Annotated in this window: 25 protein-coding genes and 1 riboswitch; of the genes, 15 read left to right on the forward strand and 10 right to left on the reverse strand. The window is 66.2% G+C overall.

Annotated elements, in window-relative coordinates:
- Positions 1-159 precede the first annotated feature (159 nt).
- Positions 160-681: a hypothetical protein gene (locus E1263_RS26955; protein WP_132172249.1), complete on the forward strand. Its 522-nt coding sequence runs from the start codon at positions 160-162 to the stop codon at positions 679-681.
- Here E1263_RS26955 and E1263_RS26960 read toward each other — a convergent pair.
- Positions 678-1,964: a class I SAM-dependent methyltransferase gene (locus tag E1263_RS26960; protein ID WP_132172251.1), complete on the reverse strand. Its 1,287-nt coding sequence runs from the start codon at positions 1,962-1,964 to the stop codon at positions 678-680. The two genes, E1263_RS26955 and E1263_RS26960, sit on opposite strands and share 4 nt — an antisense overlap.
- A complete protein-coding gene (locus E1263_RS26965) occupies positions 1,961-3,325 on the reverse strand; it encodes an FAD-binding oxidoreductase (RefSeq protein ID WP_132172253.1) in 1,365 nt (454 codons plus the stop codon). Before E1263_RS26965 ends, E1263_RS26960 begins: the two co-directional genes overlap by 4 nt.
- A gap of 52 nt (positions 3,326-3,377) precedes the next feature.
- Here E1263_RS26965 and E1263_RS26970 point away from each other — a divergent pair, with 52 nt between their 5' ends.
- The 4 genes from E1263_RS26970 to E1263_RS26985 are packed head-to-tail and all read left to right on the forward strand — an operon-like array spanning position 3,378 to position 6,183.
- Positions 3,378-4,289, forward strand: a complete 912-nt coding sequence (locus E1263_RS26970; protein WP_132172255.1) for a 2-hydroxyacid dehydrogenase — start codon at positions 3,378-3,380, stop codon at positions 4,287-4,289.
- Between the two features lie 10 nt (positions 4,290-4,299).
- On the forward strand, positions 4,300-5,379 hold the full coding sequence (locus E1263_RS26975) for a WD40/YVTN/BNR-like repeat-containing protein (protein WP_132172257.1): 1,080 nt from the start codon (positions 4,300-4,302) through the stop codon (positions 5,377-5,379).
- Between the two features lie 3 nt (positions 5,380-5,382).
- Complete coding sequence (locus E1263_RS26980) at positions 5,383-5,646, forward strand: MoaD/ThiS family protein (RefSeq protein WP_132172259.1); 264 nt, start codon at positions 5,383-5,385, stop codon at positions 5,644-5,646.
- Positions 5,647-6,183: a P-loop nucleotide/nucleoside kinase family protein gene (locus E1263_RS26985; RefSeq protein WP_132172261.1), complete on the forward strand. Its 537-nt coding sequence runs from the start codon at positions 5,647-5,649 to the stop codon at positions 6,181-6,183.
- A gap of 396 nt (positions 6,184-6,579) precedes the next feature.
- Here E1263_RS26985 and E1263_RS26990 read toward each other — a convergent pair whose 3' ends face one another.
- A complete protein-coding gene (locus tag E1263_RS26990) occupies positions 6,580-7,491 on the reverse strand; it encodes a 5-aminoimidazole-4-carboxamide ribonucleotide transformylase (protein ID WP_272949697.1) in 912 nt (303 codons plus the stop codon).
- A 17-nt stretch (positions 7,492-7,508) separates the two neighbouring features.
- Positions 7,509-7,588: riboswitch (ZMP/ZTP riboswitch) on the reverse strand.
- A gap of 61 nt (positions 7,589-7,649) precedes the next feature.
- Between E1263_RS26990 and E1263_RS26995 the strand changes: the two genes are divergently transcribed.
- Positions 7,650-8,639, forward strand: a complete 990-nt coding sequence (locus E1263_RS26995) for a hypothetical protein (protein ID WP_132172265.1) — start codon at positions 7,650-7,652, stop codon at positions 8,637-8,639.
- Here the strand turns inward: E1263_RS26995 and E1263_RS27000 are convergent.
- The gene (locus tag E1263_RS27000) at positions 8,636-9,382 is read right to left on the reverse strand and encodes a class I SAM-dependent methyltransferase (RefSeq protein WP_132172267.1); all 747 of its coding nucleotides are present in this window, start codon (positions 9,380-9,382) and stop codon (positions 8,636-8,638) included. The genes E1263_RS26995 and E1263_RS27000 overlap by 4 nt on opposite strands.
- A gap of 54 nt (positions 9,383-9,436) precedes the next feature.
- On the opposite strand from E1263_RS27000, the gene ilvD reads away from it, so the two are divergent.
- The 6 genes from ilvD (at position 9,437) to serA (ending at position 17,861) form a co-directional block, all read left to right on the forward strand.
- Positions 9,437-11,104 (forward strand): dihydroxy-acid dehydratase, encoded by a 1,668-nt coding sequence (gene ilvD, locus E1263_RS27005; RefSeq protein WP_132172269.1) that lies wholly within the window; start codon positions 9,437-9,439, stop codon positions 11,102-11,104.
- Positions 11,105-11,396: 292 nt separating this feature from the next.
- On the forward strand, positions 11,397-13,145 hold the full coding sequence (locus E1263_RS27010; protein ID WP_132172271.1) for an acetolactate synthase large subunit: 1,749 nt from the start codon (positions 11,397-11,399) through the stop codon (positions 13,143-13,145).
- The gene (gene ilvN / locus E1263_RS27015; RefSeq protein ID WP_132172273.1) at positions 13,145-13,792 is read left to right on the forward strand and encodes an acetolactate synthase small subunit; all 648 of its coding nucleotides are present in this window, start codon (positions 13,145-13,147) and stop codon (positions 13,790-13,792) included. The genes E1263_RS27010 and ilvN overlap by 1 nt, the downstream gene beginning before the upstream one ends.
- 55 nt (positions 13,793-13,847) lie before the next feature.
- Positions 13,848-14,867, forward strand: coding sequence for a ketol-acid reductoisomerase (gene ilvC / locus E1263_RS27020; protein ID WP_132172309.1), 1,020 nt, complete (start codon positions 13,848-13,850; stop codon positions 14,865-14,867).
- A gap of 93 nt (positions 14,868-14,960) precedes the next feature.
- Positions 14,961-16,184, forward strand: coding sequence for a S1 family peptidase (locus E1263_RS27025; RefSeq protein ID WP_132172275.1), 1,224 nt, complete (start codon positions 14,961-14,963; stop codon positions 16,182-16,184).
- 78 nt (positions 16,185-16,262) lie between these two features.
- Positions 16,263-17,861, forward strand: a complete 1,599-nt coding sequence (gene serA, locus E1263_RS27030; RefSeq protein ID WP_202869067.1) for a phosphoglycerate dehydrogenase — start codon at positions 16,263-16,265, stop codon at positions 17,859-17,861.
- A gap of 110 nt (positions 17,862-17,971) precedes the next feature.
- Here the strand turns inward: serA and E1263_RS27035 are convergent, their stop codons facing one another.
- From E1263_RS27035 to E1263_RS27050, 4 genes are read right to left on the reverse strand one after another with little or no spacing between them, the layout of a single operon-like run.
- A complete protein-coding gene (locus E1263_RS27035; protein ID WP_132172277.1) occupies positions 17,972-19,105 on the reverse strand; it encodes a hypothetical protein in 1,134 nt (377 codons plus the stop codon).
- Positions 19,105-19,788 (reverse strand): histidine phosphatase family protein, encoded by a 684-nt coding sequence (locus tag E1263_RS27040; RefSeq protein WP_132172279.1) that lies wholly within the window; start codon positions 19,786-19,788, stop codon positions 19,105-19,107. Before E1263_RS27040 ends, E1263_RS27035 begins: the two co-directional genes overlap by 1 nt.
- A gap of 12 nt (positions 19,789-19,800) precedes the next feature.
- Positions 19,801-20,799 carry a hypothetical protein gene (locus E1263_RS27045; protein WP_202869068.1) on the reverse strand — a complete coding sequence of 333 codons (999 nt, stop codon included), beginning with the start codon at positions 20,797-20,799 and terminating at the stop codon, positions 19,801-19,803.
- A gap of 31 nt (positions 20,800-20,830) precedes the next feature.
- Positions 20,831-21,736, reverse strand: coding sequence for a phosphotransferase (locus E1263_RS27050; RefSeq protein WP_132172281.1), 906 nt, complete (start codon positions 21,734-21,736; stop codon positions 20,831-20,833).
- 257 nt (positions 21,737-21,993) lie between these two features.
- On the opposite strand from E1263_RS27050, the gene E1263_RS27055 reads away from it, so the two are divergent.
- Entirely contained in the window at positions 21,994-23,340 is a 1,347-nt protein-coding gene (locus E1263_RS27055) for a helix-turn-helix domain-containing protein (protein ID WP_165956761.1), read from the forward strand.
- Here the strand turns inward: E1263_RS27055 and E1263_RS27060 are convergent.
- Both E1263_RS27060 and E1263_RS27065 read right to left on the reverse strand, forming a co-directional pair.
- Positions 23,334-24,161: an alpha/beta hydrolase gene (locus E1263_RS27060; protein WP_132172285.1), complete on the reverse strand. Its 828-nt coding sequence runs from the start codon at positions 24,159-24,161 to the stop codon at positions 23,334-23,336. The genes E1263_RS27055 and E1263_RS27060 overlap by 7 nt on opposite strands.
- 20 nt (positions 24,162-24,181) lie before the next feature.
- The gene (locus tag E1263_RS27065) at positions 24,182-24,748 is read right to left on the reverse strand and encodes an O-methyltransferase (RefSeq protein WP_132172287.1); all 567 of its coding nucleotides are present in this window, start codon (positions 24,746-24,748) and stop codon (positions 24,182-24,184) included.
- A gap of 123 nt (positions 24,749-24,871) precedes the next feature.
- Between E1263_RS27065 and E1263_RS27070 the strand changes: the two genes are divergently transcribed.
- Together E1263_RS27070 and E1263_RS27075 are read left to right on the forward strand one after the other, a co-directional pair.
- Positions 24,872-25,051 (forward strand): hypothetical protein, encoded by a 180-nt coding sequence (locus E1263_RS27070; RefSeq protein ID WP_132172289.1) that lies wholly within the window; start codon positions 24,872-24,874, stop codon positions 25,049-25,051.
- Positions 25,048-26,097: a 3-isopropylmalate dehydrogenase gene (locus tag E1263_RS27075; RefSeq protein WP_132172291.1), complete on the forward strand. Its 1,050-nt coding sequence runs from the start codon at positions 25,048-25,050 to the stop codon at positions 26,095-26,097. Before E1263_RS27070 ends, E1263_RS27075 begins: the two co-directional genes overlap by 4 nt.
- Positions 26,098-26,099 lie beyond the last annotated feature (2 nt).

The following is a 26,099-nucleotide window of genomic DNA, read 5'->3' on the forward strand; positions in this document are numbered from 1 at the left end:
TCAGCCTTGGACTCAGCAACCATCCGGACCGCGCGCTCACGGATCTCGGGCGAATACGACGACGGACGTCCCATGGACTTCATCCTTCCAACAAATGAAGTCTCCAGACACTCCGGGGTGACTCAGCCAGTGGTGTGGTGAGTTGGTTGGAGGGGAACTATGCCTCGGGCTGAGCTGGTGGCGTCGTTGGCGGTCGGGTTCATCACGAAGGAGCGGGCTGAGGAGATCGCGGCGGAGTACCCGGAGGTGATCTCGTCGATCGCGGGGTGGATCCGGGAGGCAGCGGCTCGTGAAGACTGGCGCATGGTGGAGCGGTTCGCCAACCTTGCTGCGCCGCTTGCGCCGCCTGGTGTGGGTGAGGTCCTTCGTGAGCTGCTGGATGCGGACATCGATCAGCTGAACAACGAGGACGTGGTGGACATCCTCGGCGAGCTACGGGCTGTGGAAGCAGCCAGCAGCCTGTTCAGGGCCGTGGAGCGTTCGCTCGAATCCGATGCCCCGGCGTATTGGTTGTGCCAGAAGGCGATTGGCTCGTTGCGCGATCTCGAAACGGACGAGGCCAACGACTACTTGCGCACGCTGACGGCCGCAACTTGGCCCGGCCCCATCCGCTGGTACGCCGCGGAAGCCCTCCAGATCGAAGACGAGCTCGGCTTCGCCGAGGATCAGATGCTGGGCTAGCTGAGCCAGGTGGGGCGGAGGGGGAAGTGGGCGTTGGCGTCAGTGTCGAGTTTTGCGGCGAGGAATTGGTGGAGTTGGGTGTTGTTGCGTTCGAAACCTACTCGGCAGGCGGCCAAGTAGAGGCCCCAGATTTTGGCGGTGGCGGGGTCTACCTCCGCTACCGCCTCGTCCCAGTGGGTTAAGAGGTTCTGGGACCAGGCGGCGAGGGTTAGGGCGTAGTGCTCGCGGAGGTTTTCGGAGTGGCGGACTTCGAAGCCGGCGTTTTGGGCTTCGGCGATGATGTGGCCGGAGCCTATGAGTTCGCCGTCGGGGAAGATGTAGCGGTCTATGAAGGCGCCCGTCGAGCGGTGGTGGTTGTCGGGGCGGGTGATGCTGTGGTTGAGGAGACGGCCGCCGGGGCGCAGACGATCTAGTAGGAAGCCGAAGTAGGTCGGGTAGTTGCGGATGCCGATGTGTTCGGTGAGGCCGATGGAGCTGATGGCGTCGAAGTCTCGTTCGGGGACGTCTCGGTAGTCGAGGTAGCGGACCTCGGCCAACGCCTCTAGACCTTCGCGTTTGATGGCCTGGGTGGCCCACTCGGCTTGTTCGGCGGAGAGGGTGACTCCTAGAGCCTGTACGCCGTACTCGCGGGCAGCGTGGCGGACCATGCCGCCCCAGCCGCAGCCGACGTCCAGCAACCGCTGCCCCGGTTTCAGATCCAGCTTCCGCGCGACGAGGTCGTACTTCTCGTACTGGGCTTCTTCCAGAGTGGCATCAGCGGTCGGATAGACGGCGCAGGTGTAGGTCATGGAGGGGCCGAGAATCCACTCGTAGAACGTGTTGGAGACGTCGTAGTGGTGGTGGATAGCGGCTTTGTCGCGGGTCTTTGAGTGGCGGAGGCCTTCGAAGGTACGGCGCCAGCGCGGGAGGTGTTCTTGGGGTGGCGGCGGGGGTGGCTTGAGATGGCTCCAGCCGAGGCCTCGGACTATGCGGAGGGCTTCGGCGGGGGTGGGGCGTTCGAAGTGGACCTGGTTGAGCATCATCCGCATGAACTCGTACGGGTTCGCGGGGTGGACACCGGTGATTTCCAGGTCGCCCATGACGTAGGCGCGGACCAGTCCTAGATCGCCGGGGGCCGTCAACACATACGACAGGCCACGCTCCGTCGCCAGGTGCATGTGGATGGGGGAGTCCGCGGGGCCGGTCGCACTGCCGTCGTACGCCGTGAAGTGGAAGGGGAGGCCGTCGGGCGTCACGGTGGTCAGGGCTTGTGCGATGGATACCTGTGTTGCGAGCGTCGTCATCGGCGCGTCACCGCCTTTTCGTAGAGCCCGGTGAGCCGGGCGTCCGGGTCGTAGCGTTGTTTCACCTCAGTCAGGGCCGGGACGTTGTAGAGCCGGTCGAAGGTGTCTCTGTCGTAGTAGGCGTCGGAGTAGAGCGACTTGTGGCCGCCGAAGCGGGCGACGGCGTCCTCGATGCGACGGTTGACGTCGCCGTCGGCAGCTCCCGCCAAGATCGGGACGGTGCCCCAGAAGCCGACGTTCACGTAGGTCTCACCCGGAGCCAGTGGGTAGAGCGGCCAGGCTGTGGAGCCGCGCAGGCGCAGCGGGCACAGCCACACCGGTCGCATGCCAACGGCAGCGTCAAACCAGCGGAGAAAAGCTGCCAGGCGTGAAAGTGGGATCTCAACATCCTGTACGACGCGCTCGCGCGGCGCCTGACCGCGGCGAGCACTGATGCGTGCGGCCACCTGATGCCGGTTCTCGAAGCCGACCAGCTTGTGGAACACGTCGGAACGCCGCCAGCGTCGCGGCCACAGGCGCCGTACCCAGGGGTTCTGGGCGCCGAAGGCGGCTGAGCACCAGAACCAGTCGGTGTCCCAGCGCCACAGGTAGTCGTGGGCGGTGAGGAAGTCGGTCTGCCGCTGCTGGATCGAGCGGTAGTAGATCTGCTGACCGGTGTAGTCACTGGTCTGGGCTAAAGCGTCGCTGTTGCGTCCCAGCGTCAGGTAGGCCTCGGAAGGGCTGAACGCGACCCCGTCGACGAAGTGCACGGGTTCGTCGCGATAGGAGCCCGAGGCAACGATCTCGGCGATGGCAGGCGCCAACGAGTCGAGCGACAACCGCACGTGGCGCAGGGCGATGTACGGGGAGATGCGGTCGAGGGAGATCCGCAGCCGGGTCGCGTAGCCGAGCGTGCCGTAAGAGTTCGGGAACATCCGGAAGAGATCCGCGTGCTCACCGACCGGGCGCGCTGTGACGACCTCGCCCGCACCCGTGAGGACGTCCATTTCCAGCACCGACTCGTGCGGCAGCCCGGCGCGGAACGACGACGACTCGATGCCGAGCCCGGTCACCGCCCCGCCCAGCGTGATCGTTTTGAGCTGCGGGACCACCATCGGCGTCAGCACGTGCGGCAGGGTCGCCGCGACCAGGTCCTCGTACGTGCACATGCCCTGTACGTCGGCAGTCCGCGCGACCGGATCGACGCTGATCACCCCGGTCAGCCCGGTGACGTCCAGCCCCGGCGTGTCGAGCTCGGCGCGTGGGCGGAACAGGTTTGAGCTCCGCTTCGCCAGCCGCACGGGGTGTCCGGCCGGGATGCGCTCGTACGAGGCGCGCAGCCGGCCTACCGCCAGATCATGATCGACCGATGTCGAAGGCACCTATTCAGAGTACGACGGTGAAACTGTCCGTGGCGGCGAGTAGGTTTTCCTCATGGGCGATCTAGTGAGGGCGTGGCTGCCGTGGGAGGACTCCGAGCGGGTTCTCGGCGGGGTTCCAGATGGCGTGTCGGCGCAGGCGGAGCCCGATGGGGCCGAGTTCTACGTGCCGCCGTACATGGGTGCGGTGGACCTGCCTGCGGTGTTCGCCGCGATGCCTTCGTTGAAGGTCGTGCAGTTGCAGACTGCGGGTTTCGAGGGCGTGCTGCCGTATCTGCCGGAGGGCGTGACGTTGTGCAATGCGCGGGGCGTGCATGACGCGTCTACGGCCGAATTGGCGGTCGGGCTGATCCTGGCGTCGTACCGTCGGATCCCGCTCGCTGTTCGCAACCAGGATCGTGGTGTCTGGCCGGCTGACGACTACGCGCGGATGGACGACTCGCTGGCTGACCGCACGGTGCTGATCGTCGGGTATGGCTCGATCGGTGAGGCGCTGGAGCGGCGGCTGGCCGGGTTCGAGTGTGAGGTGGTGCGGGTCGCGCGGCGGCCGCGGGACGGCGTGCACCCGACGACTGACCTGCCCGAGCTGCTCCCGCAGGCGGATGTCGTCGTGCTGCTGACGCCTGCGACCGATGAGACCCGCGGCATGGTCGACGCCAAGTTCCTGAGCCAGCTCAAGGACGGCGCTCTGCTGGTGAACGTTGCTCGCGGTGTCATCGTCGACACCGACGCGTTGATTGCCGAGCTGGGTACCGGCCGGATCTCGGCAGCGCTTGATGTCACCGATCCTGAGCCGTTGCCGTCAGGTCATCCGCTGTGGTCTGCTCCGAATGTGCTGATCAACCCGCATCGCGGGGGTGCCTCGACGGCGTTCGAGCCGCGGGTCGCCCGGTTGGTGCGGGCCCAACTGGACCGTTTCGCCCGCGGAGAATCACTCGTCAATGTGGTGGCCGGGCCGCCACGCTAGGAGGACAACGATGTCCGAGGCCGTACTGCTGATCGGGACCAAGAAGGGGCTCTGGATCGGCCGCAGCGACGCTGCGCGCCGGGAGTGGAGACTCGACGGGCCCGCGTTCGAGATGCAGGGCGTGTACGCCGTGGGCATCGACAACCGTGGTGAGCGGCCGCGGCTGTTCGTCGGCGGGACCAGTGAGCACTGGGGGCCGGCGGTCTTCCACTCCGACGACCTCGGCGCGACGTGGGACGAGCCGCCGGAAGGCGCGATCGGGTTCCCCGCGGGGACGGACGCGTCGCTGGAGCGGGTCTGGCAGATCCAGCCCGGCGTCGAGCCGGGTGTTGTGTACGCCGGGAGCCAGCCGTCGGCGCTGTGGAAATCGACCGACGGGGGAGTGACGTTCGAGCTCGTCCGCGGGCTGTGGGACCACCCGCATCGCGAGCAGTGGGGTGCGGGCTTCGGTGGTCAGGCGGTCCACACCGTGTTGCCGCATCCGACAGACCCGGCGCGGATGAGTGTCGCGATGTCGACCGGTGGGGTCTATCAGACAAGCGACGGCGGTACGACGTGGTCGCCCGCCAATCACGGGATCAAGGCGTACTTTCTGCCTGACCCGGATCCGGAGTTCGGCCAGTGTGTCCACAAGCTTGCGGGGCACCCCGCCGTACCGGATCGGCTGTTCGCGCAGAACCATCACGGGGTCTACCGGTCTGATGACGGCGGTCAGATCTGGAAGTCGATCGCGGATGGATTGCCGTCGGACTTCGGGTTCCCGATTGCGGTGCATCCGCATGAGCCCGACACGGTCTACGTGTTCCCGTTGGTGGCCGATGGCAACAGAATCCCCACTGATGCGACTTGTCGGGTCTACCGCTCTCGTGATGCCGGTGCGACGTGGGAGCCGTTGACGAACGGCCTGCCCGAGGTGTCCTACGTGCCGGTGCTCCGCGACGCGTTGACCACCGACACGGCTGATCCAGCTGGTGTCTACGTCGGCACCCGCGACGGTTGTGTCTATGCGAGCGCCGACGCCGGTGACAGCTGGATCGAGGTCGCGCGGCATCTCCCCGACATCCTCACCCTGCGCGCGGCGGTGCTCTGAGCGATGATCACGCTTGCCCTCCCAGCAGTACTGCGCCCCTTTGCCGGCGGAGCCGAACGAGTTGAGGTCGAGGCCGCCACAGTCGGCGCCGCCCTCGCAGCCACCACCCCAGCCTTGCGCCGCCGGCTCACCGACGAGCAGGGCGCAGTCCGACGGCACGTCAACATCTACCTGGGTTCTGACAACATCCGCGACCTCGCCGGTCCCGACACACCGCTAGCTGATGGCGACACGCTGCTCATCCTCCCCAGCGTTGCCGGCGGCTGAATGAGTGGCGAGGTCGTGGTCAGCGGTGCGCCAGGCGCGGGCAAGTCGACGGTCGCCCAGTTGCTTGCGACAGGGGCGGAGCGACCGACGGTGCATCTGGCGACCGACCAGTTCTTCGACGCGATCCGGACCGGCTTCATTCCGCCGTACCTGCCGGAGTCTGAAGCGCAGAACGATGTCGTCGTCGACGCGTACGTCGCCGCAGCCGCGACGTACGCGAGAGGTGGGTACGACGTCATCCTCGATGGCGTGGTCGGCCCGTGGTATCTGCCTCCGTTCCGCGCCGCTGCGGCCCGCGACAGCCTGACAATCTCGTACGTCGTCCTGCGCCCGACTCTCGATGCCACGATCACCAGGGCGCAGGCGCGCGGCCCCGAAGCGCTCCGCGACGAGGAAGCGATCACCGGCCTGCACAAAGCCTTCGCCGACCTAGGCTCCCTTGAGCGCCACGCCCTCGACACCACGAACCAACCACCCGCCACCACCGCAGCCGCCGTACGGCGCGCAGTCGCAGCAGGCACCCACCGCCTTCACTAGCGCCATCAGAGCGGACCGCCCCCACTCATCAAAAGCATGTGTCCAGAGTTTCCGCGCTCGGTGCGAGCGTGCGCGACCAGGTCCGGGCAGGTTGGTGAGTGCTGGCGGTCCGCCGAGACGCCATCCACCCTTGAGCACCGATCAGTCACCGGACACCCGTCGAAACGACTGAACCGTGCTCAAGGCAGCGCGCCCGGCCACCTTTGAGCACCCATCAGTCATTTTCCGGCCCGATCCGTGACTGATCGGTGCTCAAAGGGCCATGCGGGAGGGCCGTGCGGGAGGGGCGCGCGGAGCTGGGGAGCGCTACCCACCTGAATCGGCAGGTAGTACTCCCCGACTTCCGCAGCGAGCGGTAGCGAGTGCTCACAGGGTGGGCAGGATGTGGCGAACCGGTCAGTGGCGGAAGAGGCGGACGCCGGTGGGGGACCAGGTGATGCCCGAACGGGCACAGGCGGCGGCTACTTCGGGGGAGCGGATGGAGCCGGCGGGTTCGGCGATGTGGGTTACGCCGAAGGCGGCGGCTTCCGAGACGTTGTCGGCGAAGGGGAGTGCGCCGTCGGAGACCATGGCGACCCCGGTCAAAGGCGATGCTGACTGGCGGGCCTGCCAGGCGGCGGCTTTGAGGCCGGCTGACCTTGTGCAATCGACTCGAGATTGCTGGCCGGCGCCGATGCCGATGGCCATGCCGTCCTTCAACAGGGCAACGGTGTTGGACTGGGTGTAGCGGACGACGATGAGGCCGAGCAGTAGGTCGCGGGCCGCGGCAGAGGGCACCTCAGGAGAAAGCAGATCGCGCGTGAGAGGGAAGTCGTCGCGGTGCTGACTCAGCCGGAGTCCGTAGAGTTCGCGGACTTCTTCCTGCGGGGGTTCGAAGGATGGGTCCGCCTCCAACACCAAATAGGTGCCGCGCTTCTTGGCGGCCAGGATGTCGACGACGCCGGGCTCGAAGCCGGGCGCGATGATTCCGTCGCTCACCACCCGCCGAAGCACCGAAGCCAGTTCGAGGTCGACCGGGTGCGAGACCGCGACGAAATCGCCGTACGACGACTTCGGGTCGGCGTCACGGGCGCGGCGGTAGGCGTCGGCGACCGACGTACCGAGGGCAGCGCCGGCGGGCGACACATGCTTGTACGACGCGGCCGCAGGCACCCCGAAAACACTGAAGGCCTCGCGGACGAGTTGCCAGCCGGTCAGGGCGTCAAGAATGTTGATGTACGACGGGCTTCCGGCGACGACCGTGAACGGAGCGCGGGCTCCGGTCACAGCAAGAGTCGCGGGCTGGTGAGGGTTCATTCCGTAGCGCAAAACAGGCCTCCAGGAGCTGGAGGCGCCCAGGCGGACGACGCCACGTAATCGGCCGCTCCCTGGTGGTAATCCACCTTCGCCAGTCGCGGAAGGTCAAGGTTATTGCAGGAAGGTGCAATTCCGAACCACGGTCGTCCGCGCGGTCATACCATCCGCAAATGGGTATCTTCTCGCGGAAGGGGGCGCCGGGTCTGGACGTGTCCGCGCTGAGCCTGGATCAGGCCTGGCGGGATGCTGATCTCGATGCGGCGTACGCGGCGGTGCGGCAGGGGGACCTGTCGACCGGACTGGCGTTGCTGAAGGTGACGCCTGCTAATACGAATCTTCGCTCGATTCGGGCGACCGGCCTGGCGAAGGCCGCGGTGGGGCGCAGTGAACAGCTGGAACTGCGGCTGGAGGCCTATCCGAAGGACCCGGATCTGCTGCTCTGGTACGGGCAGGTGCTGGTCTTCGAGGCGTGGTCGGTGCGGACCGGGCAGCGGGCCAAGAACGTGTCGGCGCAGCAGTTCACGATGTTCCACGACATCCTCCGTACGGCGGCCGAGGTGCTGCAGGGGGCGATCGTCTCGGCAGCGGATGACGCGGTGCCGTGGGAGGTGCTGCAGTGGGCCGCGCTCGGGTTGCAGGCGGACCTCGAGGACAAGGCGGAGATCTTCCATGCCGCGCTGGTTCGGCACCCCGGCAGCTACGCGGCGCACACCGGCCGCGTCCAGGTGCTGGCGAAGAAGTGGTCGGGGCTGGAGCTCGCCGAGTTGGTCGACTTCGGCGACAGTGTTGTCTCGCGAGCCCGCCCGGGCAGCGTGCTGTGCACGATTGCGGCCAACGTGTTCAACGAGGTCTGGCTCGAGATCGCGTCCGACAAGGACTCGCCGCGGGTTGAGCGGATGAAGCGCTACACGAGTGGCATCACTGCTCGCCGTACGGAGCTCCTTGCTGCGCGCGGCAAGTGGTGGAACGACGCCCGTACGCCGGACCCAGCCGACACGTCAGCTCATGGCGCAATGGCGTTCGCGCTGAAGTGGGCCAGTGCGAAGTCCGAAGCCATGGAGCACGCCAACCGCACCGAGGGACGCATCGAAAGCGTCCCGTGGGGTTACGTCGGCGGCGTCTCCGGCTTCGCCGAGGCCGTCGGCAAACGGATGGACTAGAGCGCCGGCCGCCGGCCCTCGCAGAGCCCGGCTTTCTCGGCGCGGAACACCATCAGCCGCGACTCCGGCTCGAACGGCTCGTTCTTCCAGCCGGCCATCACCTGCACCATGAACCCGGCCGCGTCCAGGGCGGCGGTGATCTCCGCGACCGAGCGGAAGTACAGCTCGGTGCGATAGACGTCGTCGCGCCCGTCGTCGTACAGGTTGTGGGCGTCGAAGACGACCCGCCCGTCGTCGCCGGCCTCGATCAGGTCGAGCCATTCGGTGAGGTGCCCGACAGCGGTGTCCCGATCCCCGTACGTCGCCTCGCGGGTCCACGACTCCCACGCGCGTGCCGCTGGGTTCCGCGACTCGAACACCAGTACGCCGCCTGTCCGCAGTGCACCCGCGATTGCGGCAAACGTCGACGGGAGCGACGGGATGTGCATGAGCGTGTTCCCGCTGCAGACCACGAGATCGACATCACCCGAGGGCTCGATGACAGAAGAATCGCCGTCGATCCAGGTGACGGGCGATGGCGTCCGGCGCGCGTAGTTCAGCATTGTGGGGCTGGGGTCGATCCCGACAACTGAACGACCATCCACTGCCAGTGCGCGAGTCAGCAGCCCGGTACCGCACCCGAGATCGATGATTTTCACAGCGCCCAGCGAGTCGGCGACTGCCCGGAAGTACGCGTGATCAGAGCCCGGAGCGTTGTCGGCGTCGTACAGCTCGACCAGCTTTTCGTCACCATAAGGATCCACGGGGCGAACAGTAAGGATCGGCTTACCTGCAGGCAACCTGATTACAGTGAGCCCATGGTCGACATCAAGCCCCGCAGCCGCACTGTCACCGATGGTCTCGAAGCAACCGCGAGCCGAGGGATGCTCCGAGCGGTCGGCATGGGCGACGACGACTGGGTGAAGCCACAGATCGGGGTGGCCTCCAGCTGGAACGAGATCACCCCGTGCAACCTCTCGCTGGACCGGCTCGCGAAGGCCGTCAAGGAGGGCGTGCACGCGGCCGGTGGGTATCCGCTGGAGTTCGGCACGATCAGCGTCTCCGACGGCATCTCGATGGGCCACGTCGGCATGCACTACTCGCTCGTCAGCCGCGAGATCATCGCGGATTCGGTCGAGACGGTGATGGAGGCCGAGCGACTCGACGGGTCAGTACTGCTGGCCGGTTGTGACAAGTCGTTGCCCGGCATGCTGATGGCGGCCGCGCGGCTCGACCTCGCAAGCGTCTTCTTGTACGCCGGTTCGATCATGCCTGGCCGGTTGGGCGACAAGGACGTGACGATCATCGACGCGTTCGAGGCCGTCGGCGCGTGTGTTCGCGGGCTCATCACGCGCGAAGAGGTCGACGCGGTTGAGCGCGCGATCTGCCCGGGTGAAGGCGCGTGTGGAGGCATGTACACGGCCAACACGATGGCCGCGTCCGCCGAGGCACTCGGGATGTCGCTGCCCGGATCGGCGGCACCGCCGGCTGTGGACCGCCGACGTGACGGGTACGCGCGGAAGTCCGGCGAGGCCGTGGTTGGCCTGCTCCAGAAGGGGATTACGGCGCGCCAGATCCTCACCAAGGAAGCGTTCGAGAACGCGATCGCCGTCGTGATGGCGCTCGGCGGCTCGACGAACGCCGTACTGCATCTGCTCGCGATCGCCCGCGAAGCCGAGGTCGAGCTGACGCTGGCCGACTTCAATCGGGTCGGCGAGAAGGTCCCGCACCTGGGCGACCTGAAGCCGTTCGGCCGGTATGTCATGACGGACGTGGACCGCGTCGGTGGCATCCCGGTCATCATGCGGGCGCTGCTCGATGCCGGGCTGTTGCACGGCGACTGCCTGACGGTCACCGGTAAGACGATGGCCGAGAACCTGGCCGACATCGCCCCGCCGGATGTCGACGGCTCGATCATTCGCGCGCTCGACAAGCCGATCCACCCTACGGGCGGAATCACGATCCTGCACGGGACGCTCGCTCCGGAAGGTGCGGTCGTGAAGAGTGCCGGGTTCGACTCGGACGTCTTCGAAGGAACGGCGCGCGTGTTCGACGGCGAGCGGGCGGCGATGGACGCCGTACCGGAGTTGAATCCGGGCGACGTCGTCGTGATCCGCTATGAAGGGCCCAAGGGCGGCCCGGGGATGCGCGAGATGCTGGCGGTCACGGGCGCGATCAAGGGCGCCGGGCTCGGCAAGGACGTGCTGCTGCTCACCGACGGACGCTTCTCCGGCGGTACGACGGGACTCTGCGTCGGCCATGTCGCGCCAGAGGCCGTGGACGGCGGGCCGATCGCGTTCGTGCGCGACGGCGACCGGATCACGCTGGACGTGGCGAACCGCACGCTCGAACTGCATGTCGACCCCGACGAATTGACCCGCCGTACGGAGGGCTGGACGCCTAAGCAGCCGGCGATCACCAAGGGAGTGCTCGGGAAATACGTCCGGCTGGTCCGCTCGGCCTCCGAAGGCGCGGTCTGTATCTAAGACGGCCATCTCAATAAATGAGACGAGGGGTGTCCGAACTTGACCCCAGCGAGGTCTACAGGCGAATAATGCCTACATGCGATCGATTCTTCTCGTACTTGTGCGGCGCGCCGACTGACGCGACCTCTGAGTCGAGCGCGCCCCTTCAGCCAACCCGGCGGAAGGGGTTTTTTGTTGCACGGGCGACTATCTGAGACCCAGCGGACGCCCCCAACAGGCCACCAGCGAGTATGGATCGATCGCGTTCAAGCCAAGCAAGGCACATCGTGATCAGGATTAAGGGAAGGCACTCATGAGCGAGCAGCTGACCGGGGCACAGGCTCTGATCCGCGCACTGGAACATGCCGGAGTGGACACCGTCTTCGGCATCCCGGGCGGCGCGATCCTCCCGGCGTACGACCCGATGCTCGACTCGACCCAGATCCGCCACATCCTGGTACGCCACGAGCAGGGCGCCGGGCACGCCGCGCAGGGTTACGCCTCGGCCACCGGCAAGACCGGTGTCTGTATGGCGACCTCCGGCCCGGGGGCGACCAACCTGGTCACGCCGATCGCCGACGCCTACATGGACTCGGTGCCGCTGGTTGCGATCACCGGTCAGGTGGCCAGTGCCGCGATCGGGACGGACGCCTTCCAGGAGGCCGACATCCGCGGCATCACGATGCCGATCACCAAGCACAACTTCCTGGTCAACGACCCGAACGACATCGCGACCACGATCGCCGAGGCGTTCCACATCGCCTCCACCGGCCGGCCCGGTCCGGTCCTGGTGGACGTGACCAAGGACGCGATGCAGGCCAAGGTCGACTTCGTGTGGCCGACCGAGCTGTCGCTGCCCGGCTACCGCCCGGTCACCCGCCCGCACCCCAAGCAGGTGCGCGAGGCGGCTCGGCTCATCACCGCTGCCGAGAAGCCGGTTCTGTACGTCGGTGGTGGCGTCATCCGCGCCAAGGCCGAGGTGGAGCTGAAGGAGCTCGCTGAGCTGCTCGGCATCCCGGTCGTCACCACGCTGATGGCGCGCGGTGCGCTGCCAGACACCCATGAGCTGCACTTCGGCATGCCGGGGATGCACGGCTCAGTCTCCGCGGTCGGCGCCTTGCAGCGCTCCGACCTGCTGATCACGCTCGGCGCGCGCTTCGACGACCGGGTGACCGGCAAGCTGGACTCGTTCGCCCCGGACGCGAAGGTCATCCACGCCGACATCGACCCGGCCGAGATCGGCAAGAACCGGGTCGCCGACGTGCCGATCGTGGGTGACTGCAAGGAGGTCATCACCGACCTGATCGCCGCCCTGCGCACCGAGATCGCGAACAGCGGCCGTACCCCGTCGTACGACACCTGGCGCAACCAGCTGGTGTCGGTCCGGAAGAACTACCCGCTCGGGTACGACGAGCCGGAGGACGGCTCGCTGTCCCCGCAGTACGTGATCCAGCGGATCGGTCAGATCGCCGGCCCGGACGCGATCTACACCTCGGGTGTCGGTCAGCACCAGATGTGGTCCGCGCACTACCTGCCGTTCGAGAAGCCGCGGCACTGGCTGAACTCCGGCGGCCTCGGCACCATGGGCTACTCGGTGCCGGCCGCGATGGGCGCCAAGGTCGCGCGGCCCGACAAGACCGTGTGGGCGATCGACGGCGACGGCTGTTTCCAGATGACCAACCAGGAGCTCGTCACCTGTGCGCTGGAAGGCATCCCGATCAAGGTTGCCGTGATCAACAATCAGTCGCTGGGCATGGTTCGTCAGTGGCAGACGCTGTTCTACGACAAGCGTTACTCCAGCACCGACCTGCACTCGAACCGCATCCCGGACTTCGCCAAGCTGGCCGAGGCGATGGGCGGGGTGGGGCTGCGCTGCTCCGACAAGGCTTCGGTCGACGCCACCATCGAGAAGGCGATGGCGGTCACCGACCAACCGGTCGTCGTCGACTTCGTCGTGCACCGCGACGCGATGGTCTGGCCGATGGTCGCCGCCGGTGTCAGCAACGACGAGATCCAGATCGCCCGCGACATGGCGCCCCAATGGGACAGCGAGGAGTTGTGATGACCAAGCACACGCTGAGCATTCTGGTCGAGAACAAGCATGGTGTGCTGGCCCGCGTGGCGGCGCTCATCTCGCGGCGGGGCTTCAACATCGACTCCCTCGCCGTTGGCCCGACCGAGCACCCCGAGGTGTCCCGGATGACCATTGCGGTCAGCGTGGACGAGCAGCCTTTGGAGCAGATCACCAAGCAGCTGAACAAGCTGATCAACGTGATCAAGATCGTCGAGCTCGAGCCCACGCAGACGGTTCAGCGCGAACTGCTGCTGGTGAAGGTGAAGGCGGACACCCTGACCAGGGGACAGGTGCTGGAGACCGTCCAGCTGTTCCGTGCGAAGGTGGTCGACGTGGCACCGGACGCGATCACGATCGAGGCGACCGGCAATCCCGAGAAACTCGAGGCCATGCTCCGGGTGCTGGAACCCTTCGGCGTCCGCGAGCTGGTGCAGTCCGGCATGGTCGCGATCGGACGGGGCAGCCGCTCCATCTCCGACCGCACGCTCCGGCCGGTCCCGGTGCCCCCGCCGTTCGTGCAGTCGGGGACCCCGGCGATCCAGGCGCAGCCCCCAGAACGCCATACCTCATCGACTCATCACCCGGTGCCGGCGCCGCCGCCGGGCCGCCCCGTGGCTCCGGCCCGGCACGGCTGACGCCGTACCGGCTTACCAACCCATCAAGAGGAGAACGCTCCAAGTGGCAGCAGAAATGTTCTACGACGACAACGCCGACCTGTCGGTGATCCAGGGCAAGAGCGTGGCCGTTCTCGGCTACGGCTCGCAGGGCCACGCGCACGCGCTCTCGCTGCGTGACTCCGGCGTCGACGTCCGCGTCGGCCTGCTCGAGGGCTCGAAGAGCCGGGCGAAGGCCGAGGCCGAGGGCCTGCGCGTCGTCACCCCGGCCGAGGCCGTCGAAGAGGCCAACGTCATCGTCGTCCTCGCTCCGGACCCGGCGCAGCGCAAGCTGTACGCCGAGGCGATCGAGCCGAACCTGGCCGACGGCGACGCGCTCGTCTTCGGGCACGGCTTCAACATCCGCTTCGGCTACATCAAGCCCCCGGCCGGTGTCGACGTCTTCATGGTCGCCCCGAAGGGCCCGGGACACCTGGTACGGCGTGAGTACACCGAGGGCCGTGGTGTCCCGGTGCTCGTCGCCGTCGAGCAGGACGCCACCGGCAAGGCGTGGGACCTCGCGCTGGCCTACGCCAAGGGCATCGGCGGCCTCCGCGCCGGCGGCATCAAGACCACCTTCACCGAGGAGACCGAGACCGACCTGTTCGGTGAGCAGGCCGTCCTGTGTGGTGGCGTCTCCGCGCTGATCCAGGCCGGTTTCGAGACGCTGACCGAGGCCGGATACCAGCCCGAGGTCGCGTACTTCGAGTGCCTGCACGAGCTCAAGCTGATCGTCGACCTGATCTACGAAGGCGGCATCGCCAAGCAGCGCTGGTCGGTCTCCGACACCGCCGAGTACGGCGACTACGTCTCCGGCCCGCGGATCATCGACGCCTCGGTGAAGGCGCGGATGAAGGACGTCCTCGACGACATCACCAACGGCACCTTCGCGGCCCGCTTCATCGCGGACCAGGACGCCGGCGCTCCGGAGTTCGCGGAGTTCCGGAAGAAGTCCCAGGAGCACCCGATCGAGGCCGTGGGCAAGGAACTGCGTGGCCTGATGGCATGGGTCAAGTCGCACGACGACGACTACGTCGAGGGCTCGGCTGCTCGCTGACACCGCACTAGCTGACGGAAGGCCCGGACCATTCAGGTGGATGGTCCGGGCCTTCCCTCGTTTGCCCGCCTGAACTGGCAGAATCGGCAGCCAATGGTTGCAGCAGGTGACGAGGAGGACGATTCGGTGGTGCACGACGGCAGATCGGGGCCGAGACCGCCCCGACGGGTGCCCGCCGGCGCGCCGCCGCTCACGCAGCTGCAGCCGACAATCCGCCGTACGACGCCTCCTCCGCGCCGCCCGTGGTTGTTCGGGCGCTTCCTGGCCGGGCTGGTTGTCCTCCTGCTCGTCGTGACCGGTGGTGCTGCTGCCGGCTGGTTCGTCCGCCAGGACCGGACGTCGATCAACGAGGTCAAGGTGCTGGCCGATGTCGGGTCGAGTGTCGTCCGGGTGTTGTCGACCGCCTGTTCGGGGACCGGCGAGGGCACCGGCGTGTATGTCGGGGACAACCTGGTGCTGACTGCGGACATCGCCGTGCGCGAGCCGCTGGCAGCCGCGATCGTCACTCGTGACGGCGTGATCCGCCGGGCGAATTTGCTCGGCACCGGGCCGGATGGAGTCGCCGTACTGCAGGTGGTGGACAGGTTGTCCGTGCCGCCACTGCAGATCGCAGCCAGTGCTCCGGATCCGGAGGCGGGCCGCGCGCTGCTCGGTTACACCGCGTCCGGCAATCTGGCCGCTCAGACTGTCGGGTCGGAGCACCGGCCGCGCCCGCTGGGCGAGGTGATGAACGCCGCGAAGCTCGGCGGACCAGTGTTCGACAAGTCCAACCAGGTGGTCGGGATGGTCACCGGCGACAACCTCGCGGGCAGCCGGATCGTTCCGGCCGCCACGTTGCGCGCGCTCGCGGTCCGGAACGCGTCCGGGCTGACGCCGAACTCCGGCGGCTCCTGCACGGAGTCGCGTGGTCCGCAGAGCGCGGTGACACCGGTCCTGCAGGTGTCGGCGACGGAGCTGGCAGTGCAGGCGCAGCGAACGATGACCAACTACCTGACTCTGCAGAACCGCCATGACTTCGCCGGCGTGCGGAAGTACTACACGAGCCGCCTGGCCGGCGCCCTGCCGCTGACCAAGGACCGGCAGGGGCACCTGACGACGTACTTCTTCGGGGCGACCATCACCGAGATCACCCAGTCGGACGGCGGGGTGAACGTCCGGATCAACTATGTGACGCTTTTCTCCTCCGACGCGCACGGCGCCGAGGGCAAGAACTGCAACCGCCTGGACCAGCGCTATCGCCTGCTGCCCTCGGCAAACGGCCTGCTGATCGACGGGTCTTCCCAGGTGACCTCACCCCGCCCGTGCGATCAGACCTGAGGTACGATCGACGTAGCGGGCACAGCGCGGTGCTCAGATCCTTACGAGCCCCTACCGCTTTCGCAGGAGACATCTCCCATGACTGATGTGACTCGTCCCGTCGTCCTGATCGCCGAAGAGCTGAGCCCGGCCACCGTCGAGGCCCTCGGTCCCGATTTCGAGATCCGGCACGTGAACGGCGCCGACCGCGCCGCGCTGCTCCCGGCGATCGCCGATGTCGACGCGATCCTGATCCGCAGCGCCACCAAGGTGGACGCCGAGGCCCTGGCCGCGGCGAAGAAGCTGAAGGTCGTCGCCCGCGCCGGTGTCGGCCTGGACAACGTCGACGTGAAGGCCGCCACCCAGGCCGGTGTGATGGTCGTCAACGCGCCGACCTCCAACATCGTCAGCGCCGCCGAGCTGGCAGTCGCCCTGCTGCTGGCCGCCGCGCGCCGCGTCCCGGCTGCTGACCTCTCGCTGAAGAACGGCGAGTGGAAGCGGTCGAAGTTCTCTGGCGTCGAGCTGTTCGAGAAGACCGTCGGTATCGTCGGCCTCGGCAAGATCGGCGTCTTGGTCGCCCAGCGCCTGGCCGCCTTCGGCATGAACGTGATCGCGTACGACCCCTACGTGCAGGCCGGCCGCGCCGCCCAGATGGGCGTCCGCCTCGCCTCGCTCGACGAGCTGCTGGCCGCGTCGGACTTCATCTCGGTGCACCTGCCGAAGACCCCGGAGACCATCGGCCTGATCGGTGACGAGCAGCTGCACAAGGTCAAGCCCGAGGTCATCATCGTGAACGCCGCGCGCGGTGGCATCGTCGACGAGACCGCGCTCTACTCGGCACTCAAGGAAGGCCGCGTCGCCGCAGCCGGCCTCGACGTGTTCGCCAAGGAGCCGTGCACCGACTCGCCGCTGTTCGAGTTCGAGAACGTCGTCGCCACCCCGCACCTGGGCGCCTCCACCGAGGAAGCCCAGGAGAAGGCCGGTATCGCCGTCGCCAAGTCGGTCCGCCTCGCCCTGTCGGGTGAGCTCGTTCCGGATGCGGTCAACGTCCAGGGTGGCGTCATCGCCGAGGACGTCCGGCCCGGGATCGGCCTGACCGAGAAGCTCGGCCGGATCTTCACCGCTCTGGCCGGTGGCGTCGCGCAGCAGCTCGACGTCGAGGTCCGCGGCGAGATCACCCAGTACGACGTCAAGGTGCTCGAGCTCGCTGCGCTCAAGGGTGTCTTCGCCGACGTCGTCGAAGACAACGTCTCCTACGTGAACGCGCCGCTGCTGGCGGCCGAGCGTGGCCTCGAGGTCCGCCTCGTCACCGACCACGAGAGCCCGGAGCACCGCAACCTGATCACGCTGCGCGGCACGCTCGCCGACGGCGCGCAGGTCTCGGTCAGCGGCACCCTCGTCGGCGTCCGCCAGTCGGAGCGCCTCGTCGAGGTCGACGGTTTCGACGTCGAGGTCGAGCTGGCCGCGCACCTGGCCTTCTTCACCTACGAGGACCGTCCGGGCATCGTCGGCCAGATCGGCCGGATTCTCGGCGACGCCGAGGTCAACATCGCCGGCATGCAGGTCAGCCGCGACCGCAAGGGTGGCAAGGCTCTGGTCGCGCTCTCGGTCGACTCGGCCATCGCGCCGACCGTCCTGGACGACATCGCTTCGGCGGTCCAGGCCGACACTGCCCGCACTGTGGACCTTGACGCCTGACTAGACCGAATGGCTGTTTAACTGAGTATCAGCCAGCCACCCGCAGGCGCATGGTGGCTGGTCAGGCCCCGGACCCAAGTGTCCGGGGCCGCCTCATTTCATTGAAAGGGCTAGCGCCGGGCTAGGGGCTTGCGCGTCAGGCGCAAGGCAGTGGCGAGGTGGCGCTTGTTCATCACCCAGGCTGGATCCCCGGCTGCGACGGCTGAGCGCAGAGCTCCTACCTCCTCGTCGTCAGCTTCGGTGAAGTTGGTCACGTAAGTTCGGATGAAGTGCTTGAAGAGGGCAGGCAGCTGTCCAGTCTGGATCGCGCTCTTCTCCTTTAGGGTGACGAGCGGCAGGAACCAGGTCTCGAACGCCGTTCTGGCGGCCGGGCCCGCGTGGTACGTCGCGTAGATCGGCCGTAGCGCGATGGGCAGTTCGTCGTACGGGCAATGTCCATGGAGCGCGTATTGCAGTCTGGTGCCATCCTGCTCCCTGAAGAGCCTGCCGTATGCCGCGACGTGATTCGCTGCGTTCTCAGTGGTCAGCATGACTGCTTTCCGTGCTTCTGAGCGTCGGGCTACAGCGAGTACGGCGACATGGAGGCCAACGCGAGGGTCGAGCACGAAGCCCGGAAGCCCCAACGAGGACAAGTCGATTCCATAGCTCCGAGTGCGCGAAAGGATCAGGAGTCGAGGGACGTTGCTCGACGTGCTCTGCAGATGCAGAGGCTGCCGACGCTGACTGGCATGGATATCTGCTCGACCTAGCGCGGGAGCGCCCTCAGGATTCTCGGCGACCAGATGGCGAGAGGTCAGCAGTCTGATGCGCAGACCGCCGCAGGCTTTGCACTGGTCGGCGCCGTGTCCAGTCATGTGTCCGCAGTCCTGGCATGTCGGAACCGCTTCAGTACTGATCCGCAACAAGCCCGCGCGAAGCCGGCGTTCGATCATCTCGAGCGCCAGTTGTTGAACTTCAGCATCAGTGTCTGTGGCTACAGCAGTTGCAGAGCGGGACTCGGGAGGGTACTTGCTAGAGATCAGATCAGTTTCGAACTCGCGGCGCGAGACCTGGGGCGAGACCGTTGATCGGCGGTGACGTAGATCGCCTTCGAGAGTGACTGTGTTCCACAGGTGGGGCGCCGGTCCGACGTCGAGGATGCCGTTCAGGGCCGCGGCTATGCGCATGCCCACCGCCTTGCCAGGCTTGTCCTGGAAGTCGAAGGCGCCGTTCTGGACAGGTCCGTTGAGGAACAGGACCTCCATCAAATCTCCTCAGACGGTGGCGCAATCGTTGCTTGCTTGACGAAACGATCTCCTCGTACGACGTAGTGCAAGATCGCCGCGTTTGGCATCTTGGCGGCTTTCTCCTCCTTGAGGGTTTCCTCCAGCGACTTGCCTTCGAGGAGAGAGCGGATGGCCACCGCGGCAGTCTGGTGGGTGAACGCGACAACTGACTCAGTGCTCTCCAGTTGATGTCTGGCGATTTGAAGGAATCCGGTTACCCGCCGGCTGACACCTTCGGTCAGGGACTCGCCCCCTCCTGGCGCTGTCCAGAGATGCTTCCGGTAGCGACGCTCGTCGGCCGTATCGGGATAGGTCGTGTAGAGCTCGCGCTTCGTCATATAGGTGGCGTCTCCGTAGTGCTGTTCATCAAGGAGAGCTGTTTGCCTTGGCCACGGTTCGGGGAGCTTGGGGAGAGCAATCAACGCTGTGTCGATCGCACGGCGGTACCTCGAGGTGTAGACCCGCTTGTCGTCGCTCGCGATGGTCGGCAGGATGTCTCCGAGCCACTGGGCTTGACGAAACCCTCTCGGGGTCAGTCCAACGACGTGACGAGAGATTCGGTGCGCTGCCGGCCCGTCATACGGGCGTGGGTCGCGGTAGAAGCCGTTGTGCTTGTCGGCGTTCTCCACGGATTCGGCATGTCGGATGATGAGGAGGTTCACCCTTGGCTCCTCTCAGTTGGCCAGGTTCGCAACGTAGGAACCTCGGACGTTCCAGGGCGTGAGTTCGATGCCGAACCCATTTCGGGCTCCATCCTGGGTGTGGACGAGCTTGCCGGACAGGTGCACGATGTCCCCGGCCCGGAAGGCTCCGGTGTAGGCGCCCAGATACGACCTCATCTGGGTGATTCGGTGGGCAAACGAATCAGGCTCATCGATGGTCGAACTGAGGATCATCTGGACCTCGATCCCGTAGACGGCCGGCGTCGTGAGACCTTCGGAGTGATCAGTGATCGTCGCCAGGAGTGACATCTCGCCGATCTCCTTGGACGAAACGCTTGCGAAGGTCTTGTCGTGGTCGGCTCTGAGTGGCTCACAATTGATATGCGCAGTGGCGTTGACGGTCAGGCCCTGCAGTTTGCGGCGTTCCTGCTTGATCAGCGCATCAAAGGAACTGCCCTCCATATATTTCGCACGACGCAGGTAGAGCTGGGTGAGGCTGTTCCCCTCATAGGGGTTGATGAGACCGAGGTCGTCGAACAGTTCCTGAGCAGCCGCATAACCGTCGGGGCCATAACAGACCAGGTCGATGTCTGATCGGTCGTTGAAGCAGCCGAGGAGAAATGAGCCTGTCACCCCGATCAGATCCTGGGCGTCCATGGCAACCACGCGTTCAATGATCGACAGGAGGTCCTTGCCAACGCGGTTTTCGGCGACTTGCCCGGGCTCTTCGTGGATCGCCTTCAAGGCGACTCTGCAGGAGTAGTGGACGGCGATGTCATCTCGCGGGAGGCCGGTGATCACGCACCCCAGAGTGTCGGAGTAGACGTAGCACTCGGGCCGATCGGCAAGGATGCCGAACGACTTCGACACGACGCTGTTCTGGCGGTAGGTGCGACTGAAAAGTTGCCGGTCCCCCTTGGCGTCGGGGTGGTACTTCACGTACCCGAGGTAGTGGCTGCCCGGATGGCTGTCGCCGATGACCTTGAAGACGATGCCGTGCTGATCCATCACGTAGTCGCGGTCCCGTACGGACGGAACTGGCCTACCGATAGTCAGCGGCGAACCGTTCCAGTGTGGGGAATGTGCCGGTGTCGATGGCGCCGGTCGACTCATACTGATCAAGTCCCATCGTGAAGAGGGTGCGGCGGTACTGCCACTTGACGTGCTTGTCACGTCGCTCCGGATCGGTTGGCCGCATCAGAGCAAGGAAGAAGAAGCATTTGGCGAGGAGGAAGTCGCCGAGATGCTCACTCACCGCAGACCCCAACAACTCGACACTGACCTTGTCCAGGGCTCGGAGGTACGTCGCTCGCTGCTCGGCGGTAGGGCTGTAGCCCTTTCCGCCGCCTTTGAAAGCCACGAGTTCTAGCACCGGATAGACGTCGTATCCGAGCGGAGCAGGACCATGGTGCTGCCAGTCGATGATGCCGGACGCCAGCATGTTGGGCAGGCCGTAGTCGAGATGCCCCAGACAGCTCGGCAGGCTGTCCGTCCGCCTGACGGCGCGTCCGACCAGTTGCCGGGTCCGGGGAGTGTCGAAGTCGGGGTTCTCGTCGAAGACGTTGCCAGTAAAGGCGGCTTTGTCGAACCAAGGAGCAGGGACTTGCGGGTTGTCCGCCTGAGCTCGCATGAGTCGCGCGGAGACCTGTGCCGCCGTACTGATGAGTTCCTCGCTGATCTGACCGTCGCGGCTGACGTCCATCAAGGCCAGGTCGTGGAGCGTAGCGTCCCCAAGGGAGCGTTCGACGGCGTAGAAGACGCCGTCATCGGTGCCACTGGAGATGATTTCGGGGACCGGGTAGCCGAGATCAGTTATGTGGCGCTGAAAGCTCACCTCGTCGCGGAGGTCATCAGTGCCTGTTCGCTTGTACAGCTCTCCGTCCGCTGATCTCCAGACGGCGCCGGTATCGCTTGCTGTTCTTGACTTGACGAACGCCCACTCACTCATTCGGCCATCTTTCCGTAATCCGAAATGGAATGGATGACAGGGCGGGCATCGGGCACAGGGAATTCACGACACCCGCCCTGTCGTACAGGGCCTGAAATCCGCCGAATGGCGTTGACGTTCATCGGCTCGATCCTCGTCTTGGTCACTTGGCTACCAGGCATGCACCAGGTAACCGCGCCACACGGAATGTCGGACAGGTCCGACAGTGATCTGCGACAATCAGGTCGGTACCGTTGGTGGTCGGAGGAGGGCGCGCTGTGGGAGCTGCGGACGCGATCGCCGATCTCAGAGTGGCCCTTGGCCGTCGGCTGGCGGATTGTCGCAAGGCTGTTGGCTACAGCCAGGAGGCATTGGCGCCGCTCACCGGCTACGCCAGAAGTACGGTGGCAAATGTCGAGGTCGGTCGTCAGAGTGTTCCTCGCGACTTCTGGGAGCGCTGTGACGAGGTACTTGGTACCGGTCCCGAACTAGCAGCGCAGTACGACGAACTCGAGCAGCGCGTGACCGCTGAGCGAGCCCAAGCTGCGCGCGCTGCTCAAGCCAGACGTCAGGACCGTATTGGGCAGCGGAAGGCGCGGGACAGTAAAGCTGACGATGAAGCCAGGGATGAAATAGGGCGCCGGGCTGTCCTGGCCCACGGAGTGACCGCGCTCGGATTGCCGGCCTTGACCCTCGACGACCTCCGGCACGTTGCCGCGGCGCTCGACGATGCTCATCGATACATGGATCGAACCATCGTTGAACACTTCACCCGCCAGCTGGAAACGTGTGCCGGCCAGGACGGCGACAATGGCCCGAAGAGTGCGTTGCCCACAGTGCTGGGCCTCATTGGCGCGATCGAGAGTGGCGTTCGCAAAGTCAAGCCGGCTGTCCGCGACGAACTCCTTGCGGTCGGAGCCAGATGTGCAGAGTTCGCAGGCTGGCTCTACCGAGACAGCGGAGCGATCGAGCTTGGCGACTATTGGCGCGACCGCGCGATGGAGTGGGCGCAGGCCGGTGGGGATCGAGAAATGCAGGGCTATGTCTTGCTCAAGAAGAGCCAGGCTGCCTGGGATCAGCGAGACGCCGTCCGGATGCTGATGCTGGCACGCGCAGCTGAAGACCGGGCCTGGAGGCTACCTGCCAGGGTCCGCGCGGAAGCGGCTCAGCAGCGGGCCCGCGGGCATGCGATGCTGGGCGACTCCGTCGATTTGGTTCACCGGCAGCTCGACAAGGCCCACGCCCTTCTGATTGGTGAGGCCGAGAGCACTTCAACCCAGGTGAGTCCGCACTACCGAAGCGCTCTCCTGCAGATACAGACGGCCATGTGCTATCAGGTTGCCGGGCGACCGCAGGAGGCGGCATCGATCTATCGTGAGCACCTGACGAGCGCAAGCTTCTCCCGCCGGGACTATGGGTACTTCGCGTCTCTAGGAGCGAGTGCTTCCGCACTGGCGAATGAGCCCGACGATGCCGCGCGACTCGCAATGACAGCACATCGGATTGCGACGGCCACCCATTCCGTGCGCACCGCGAACGAGGTCGTCAGGGTCGTGCGCCAGTTGGATCGTTGGGCGGCACGGCCCGCGGTCCGGGAGCTCCGTGCGGTAGTCCTGGACTACTGATTCAGGAAGTTCGCGATTGCGGTGATGACCTCGGCCTGCCACCGCTGAGATTGGGGATCCAGATACTGCGGATCGTCGTGTACGGCGAAACCGTGTTGGGATCCGTCGATCTCCAACAGCTGTGCCTGGGCTCCTACTTGCTCCACTCCCCAGCGTGAGGAGTCGACTGGGACGAACGTGTCGCGGGTGCCGTGGACGAAGAGGGTTGGGACCTGGATGTCTGGCAGGGCGCGATGGGGTTGGAGGTAGAAGACCTCGTTGACGAGGGCGCGGCCGAGTTTGAAGGTCGGCGAATGCTGCAAGAATCCGTTGGTTTCGAGTTCCTGCGCGGCGTCTTCGTCGATGTGATCGTCGTGCCAGTACGGCTTCTCATCCACCAGTCGACGCTTGTAGTTGAGCAGGGGGTTGAGCAGCACAAGGCGGCGCACGCTGTCGGAGTGGGTGGCCGCGTAGTAGCTGCTGACGCCGCCGCCGAAGCTTGCTCCAACGACATTCACTGTCTGGTCGCTTCCGCTGATCAAATGAACGTGCTCAACGGCCGCACGGATGTCGTTCGTCAGACCTGACAGTGTCAGATCTTCCTGACGCCCACTACTCTCACCGTGCCCGCGGAGGTCGAAGCGGAGTGACGCGATGCCTGCGGAGGCCAGGCCGGTCGCGAGGCGAGTGAAGAAGCCACCCTCTTCGCGGGTTGCCCCACCGCCGTGCACGAGAACGGTCCAACTGTTGATCGAGTCGGGAGGCGTCACCGACGTAGCCGACAGCCGAAGGCCGTCGAGGCTGTTGAACGAGGTCTCTTGCGCTGTTCCGCTACCTGTCACTTCAACAGCCTTTCAGAGTGCTAGCGGCGGGTGGCCAGCAGTACGGCGGCGTCGGCGGCGACCATGACCTCGACGGTGGTGAAGCGGGAGTCCATCAGCCATTCCTGGCGGAGCGTGTCGACGCGGCCCTCGTACATCGGCGGCCAGACGCCGGACGGGGTGAAGTCGTCGAGGACGACGAAGCCGCCGGGCTCGACCACGTCGGCGATCACGTCGCGGGCCGACAGCTTGGCCTCGCGGGCGTCGACGAACAGCAGTGCGAACGGGCCGCGCTCGATCAGTGCGGTCCAGTCGGCCGAGACGACCTCGATGCCCTCGTCGGCGGCGAACAGTTCCGCCACGACCTGGGCCAGTTGCGGGTCGCTCTCCGCGGTGACGATCTTGCTGCCTTCGTTCGCGCCGCTGCGCAACCAGGCCGATCCGACGCCGCACCCGGTGCCGAGCTCGCCGAGCAGGCCGGTCTTGGAGGCGGCGAGACTGGCCAGCAGGCGGCCGGTCTCGTTCCGGGTGGAGCTGACGAATCCGCGTCGTCCGGACAGGCTGAGGGCCGCGGAAACCAGCGGCGGCAGTTCTGGAGGAGCACTCACCGGTTGAGAGTTGCACAGCTCCGGTCCAGTGCCTGCACTGAGATCTCACATATTGGGATCAGATGCCCGCATGGTGGCGAAATAGTCGTACGCCAGAGTAAATTCGGACCCATCCTGCCGCCCATGACCAACCGGGGAGAGTGCAGCATGTACGACATGTATCCAGCCAACTGGCCCGCGATCGACGCATCGGAGCGGAAGGCGGCGCGCCGTCGCCGACCCACGCGTCCGGCCGGCGACGAGGTCAAGGCTGTCCAAGAGGCCATGAACCGCCGCGACAATGGGGGAGAACCCAAGAAGTGAGCACCAACAAGAACTTCACGCTGGCCGTCGTTCCCGGCGACGGGATCGGACCGGAGGTCACCACCGAGGCGCTCAAGGTCCTCGACGCGGTCGCCGCCCAGCACGGCGTGACGTTCGAGCGGACCGAGTACGACCTCGGCGCGAAGCGCTGGCATGCCACCGGTGAGACGCTCCCGGATACCGAGCTCGAGGAGATTCGCAAGCACGATGCGATCCTGCTCGGCGCGGTCGGCGACCCGAGCGTCCCGTCCGGCGTCCTCGAGCGCGGTCTGCTGCTCAAGCTGCGGTTCACTCTCGACCACTACGTGAACCTGCGCCCCTCGAAGATCTACCCGTCGGTCGGCTCCCCTCTGGCCAACCCCGGTGAGGTCGACTTCGTCGTCGTACGGGAAGGCACCGAAGGCCCGTACATCGGCAATGGCGGCGCACTGCGCGTCGGGACGCCGGCCGAGATCGCCACCGAGGTGTCGGTCAACACGGCGTACGGCGTCGAGCGCGTCGTGCGGGATGCGTTTGCCCGGGCCCAGGCGCGGCCGCGCAAGAAGCTCACGCTCGTGCACAAGAACAACGTCCTCGTGCACGCCGGCCACCTGTGGACCCGGACCGTGGACAAGGTGAAGGCCGACTTCCCCGAGATCGCGGTCGACTACCTGCACGTGGACGCGGCAACGATCTTCCTGGTCACCGACCCGGCCCGGTTCGATGTGATTGTCACCGACAACCTGTTCGGCGACATCCTGACCGACCTGGCCGCGGCGATCACCGGCGGTATCGGCCTGGCCGCGAGCGGCAACATCAACCCGGACCGGACCGCTCCGAGCATGTTCGAGCCGGTCCACGGCTCCGCTCCGGACATCGCCGGCCAGCAGAAGGCTGACCCGACCGCGGCGATCCTGTCGGCGGCGCTGCTGCTCGAGCACCTCGGCCTGGCCGAGGCAGCGAAGGCGATCGAGGACGCCGTCACTGCGGATATCGAGGAGCGCACGGGGAGTGTCCGGACCACCGCTGAGGTTGGCGACGCGATCGCCAAGCGCGCTGCCGGCTGAAA

Source organism: Kribbella antibiotica, assembly GCF_004349055.1.
Lineage (GTDB): Bacteria > Actinomycetota > Actinomycetes > Propionibacteriales > Kribbellaceae > Kribbella > Kribbella antibiotica.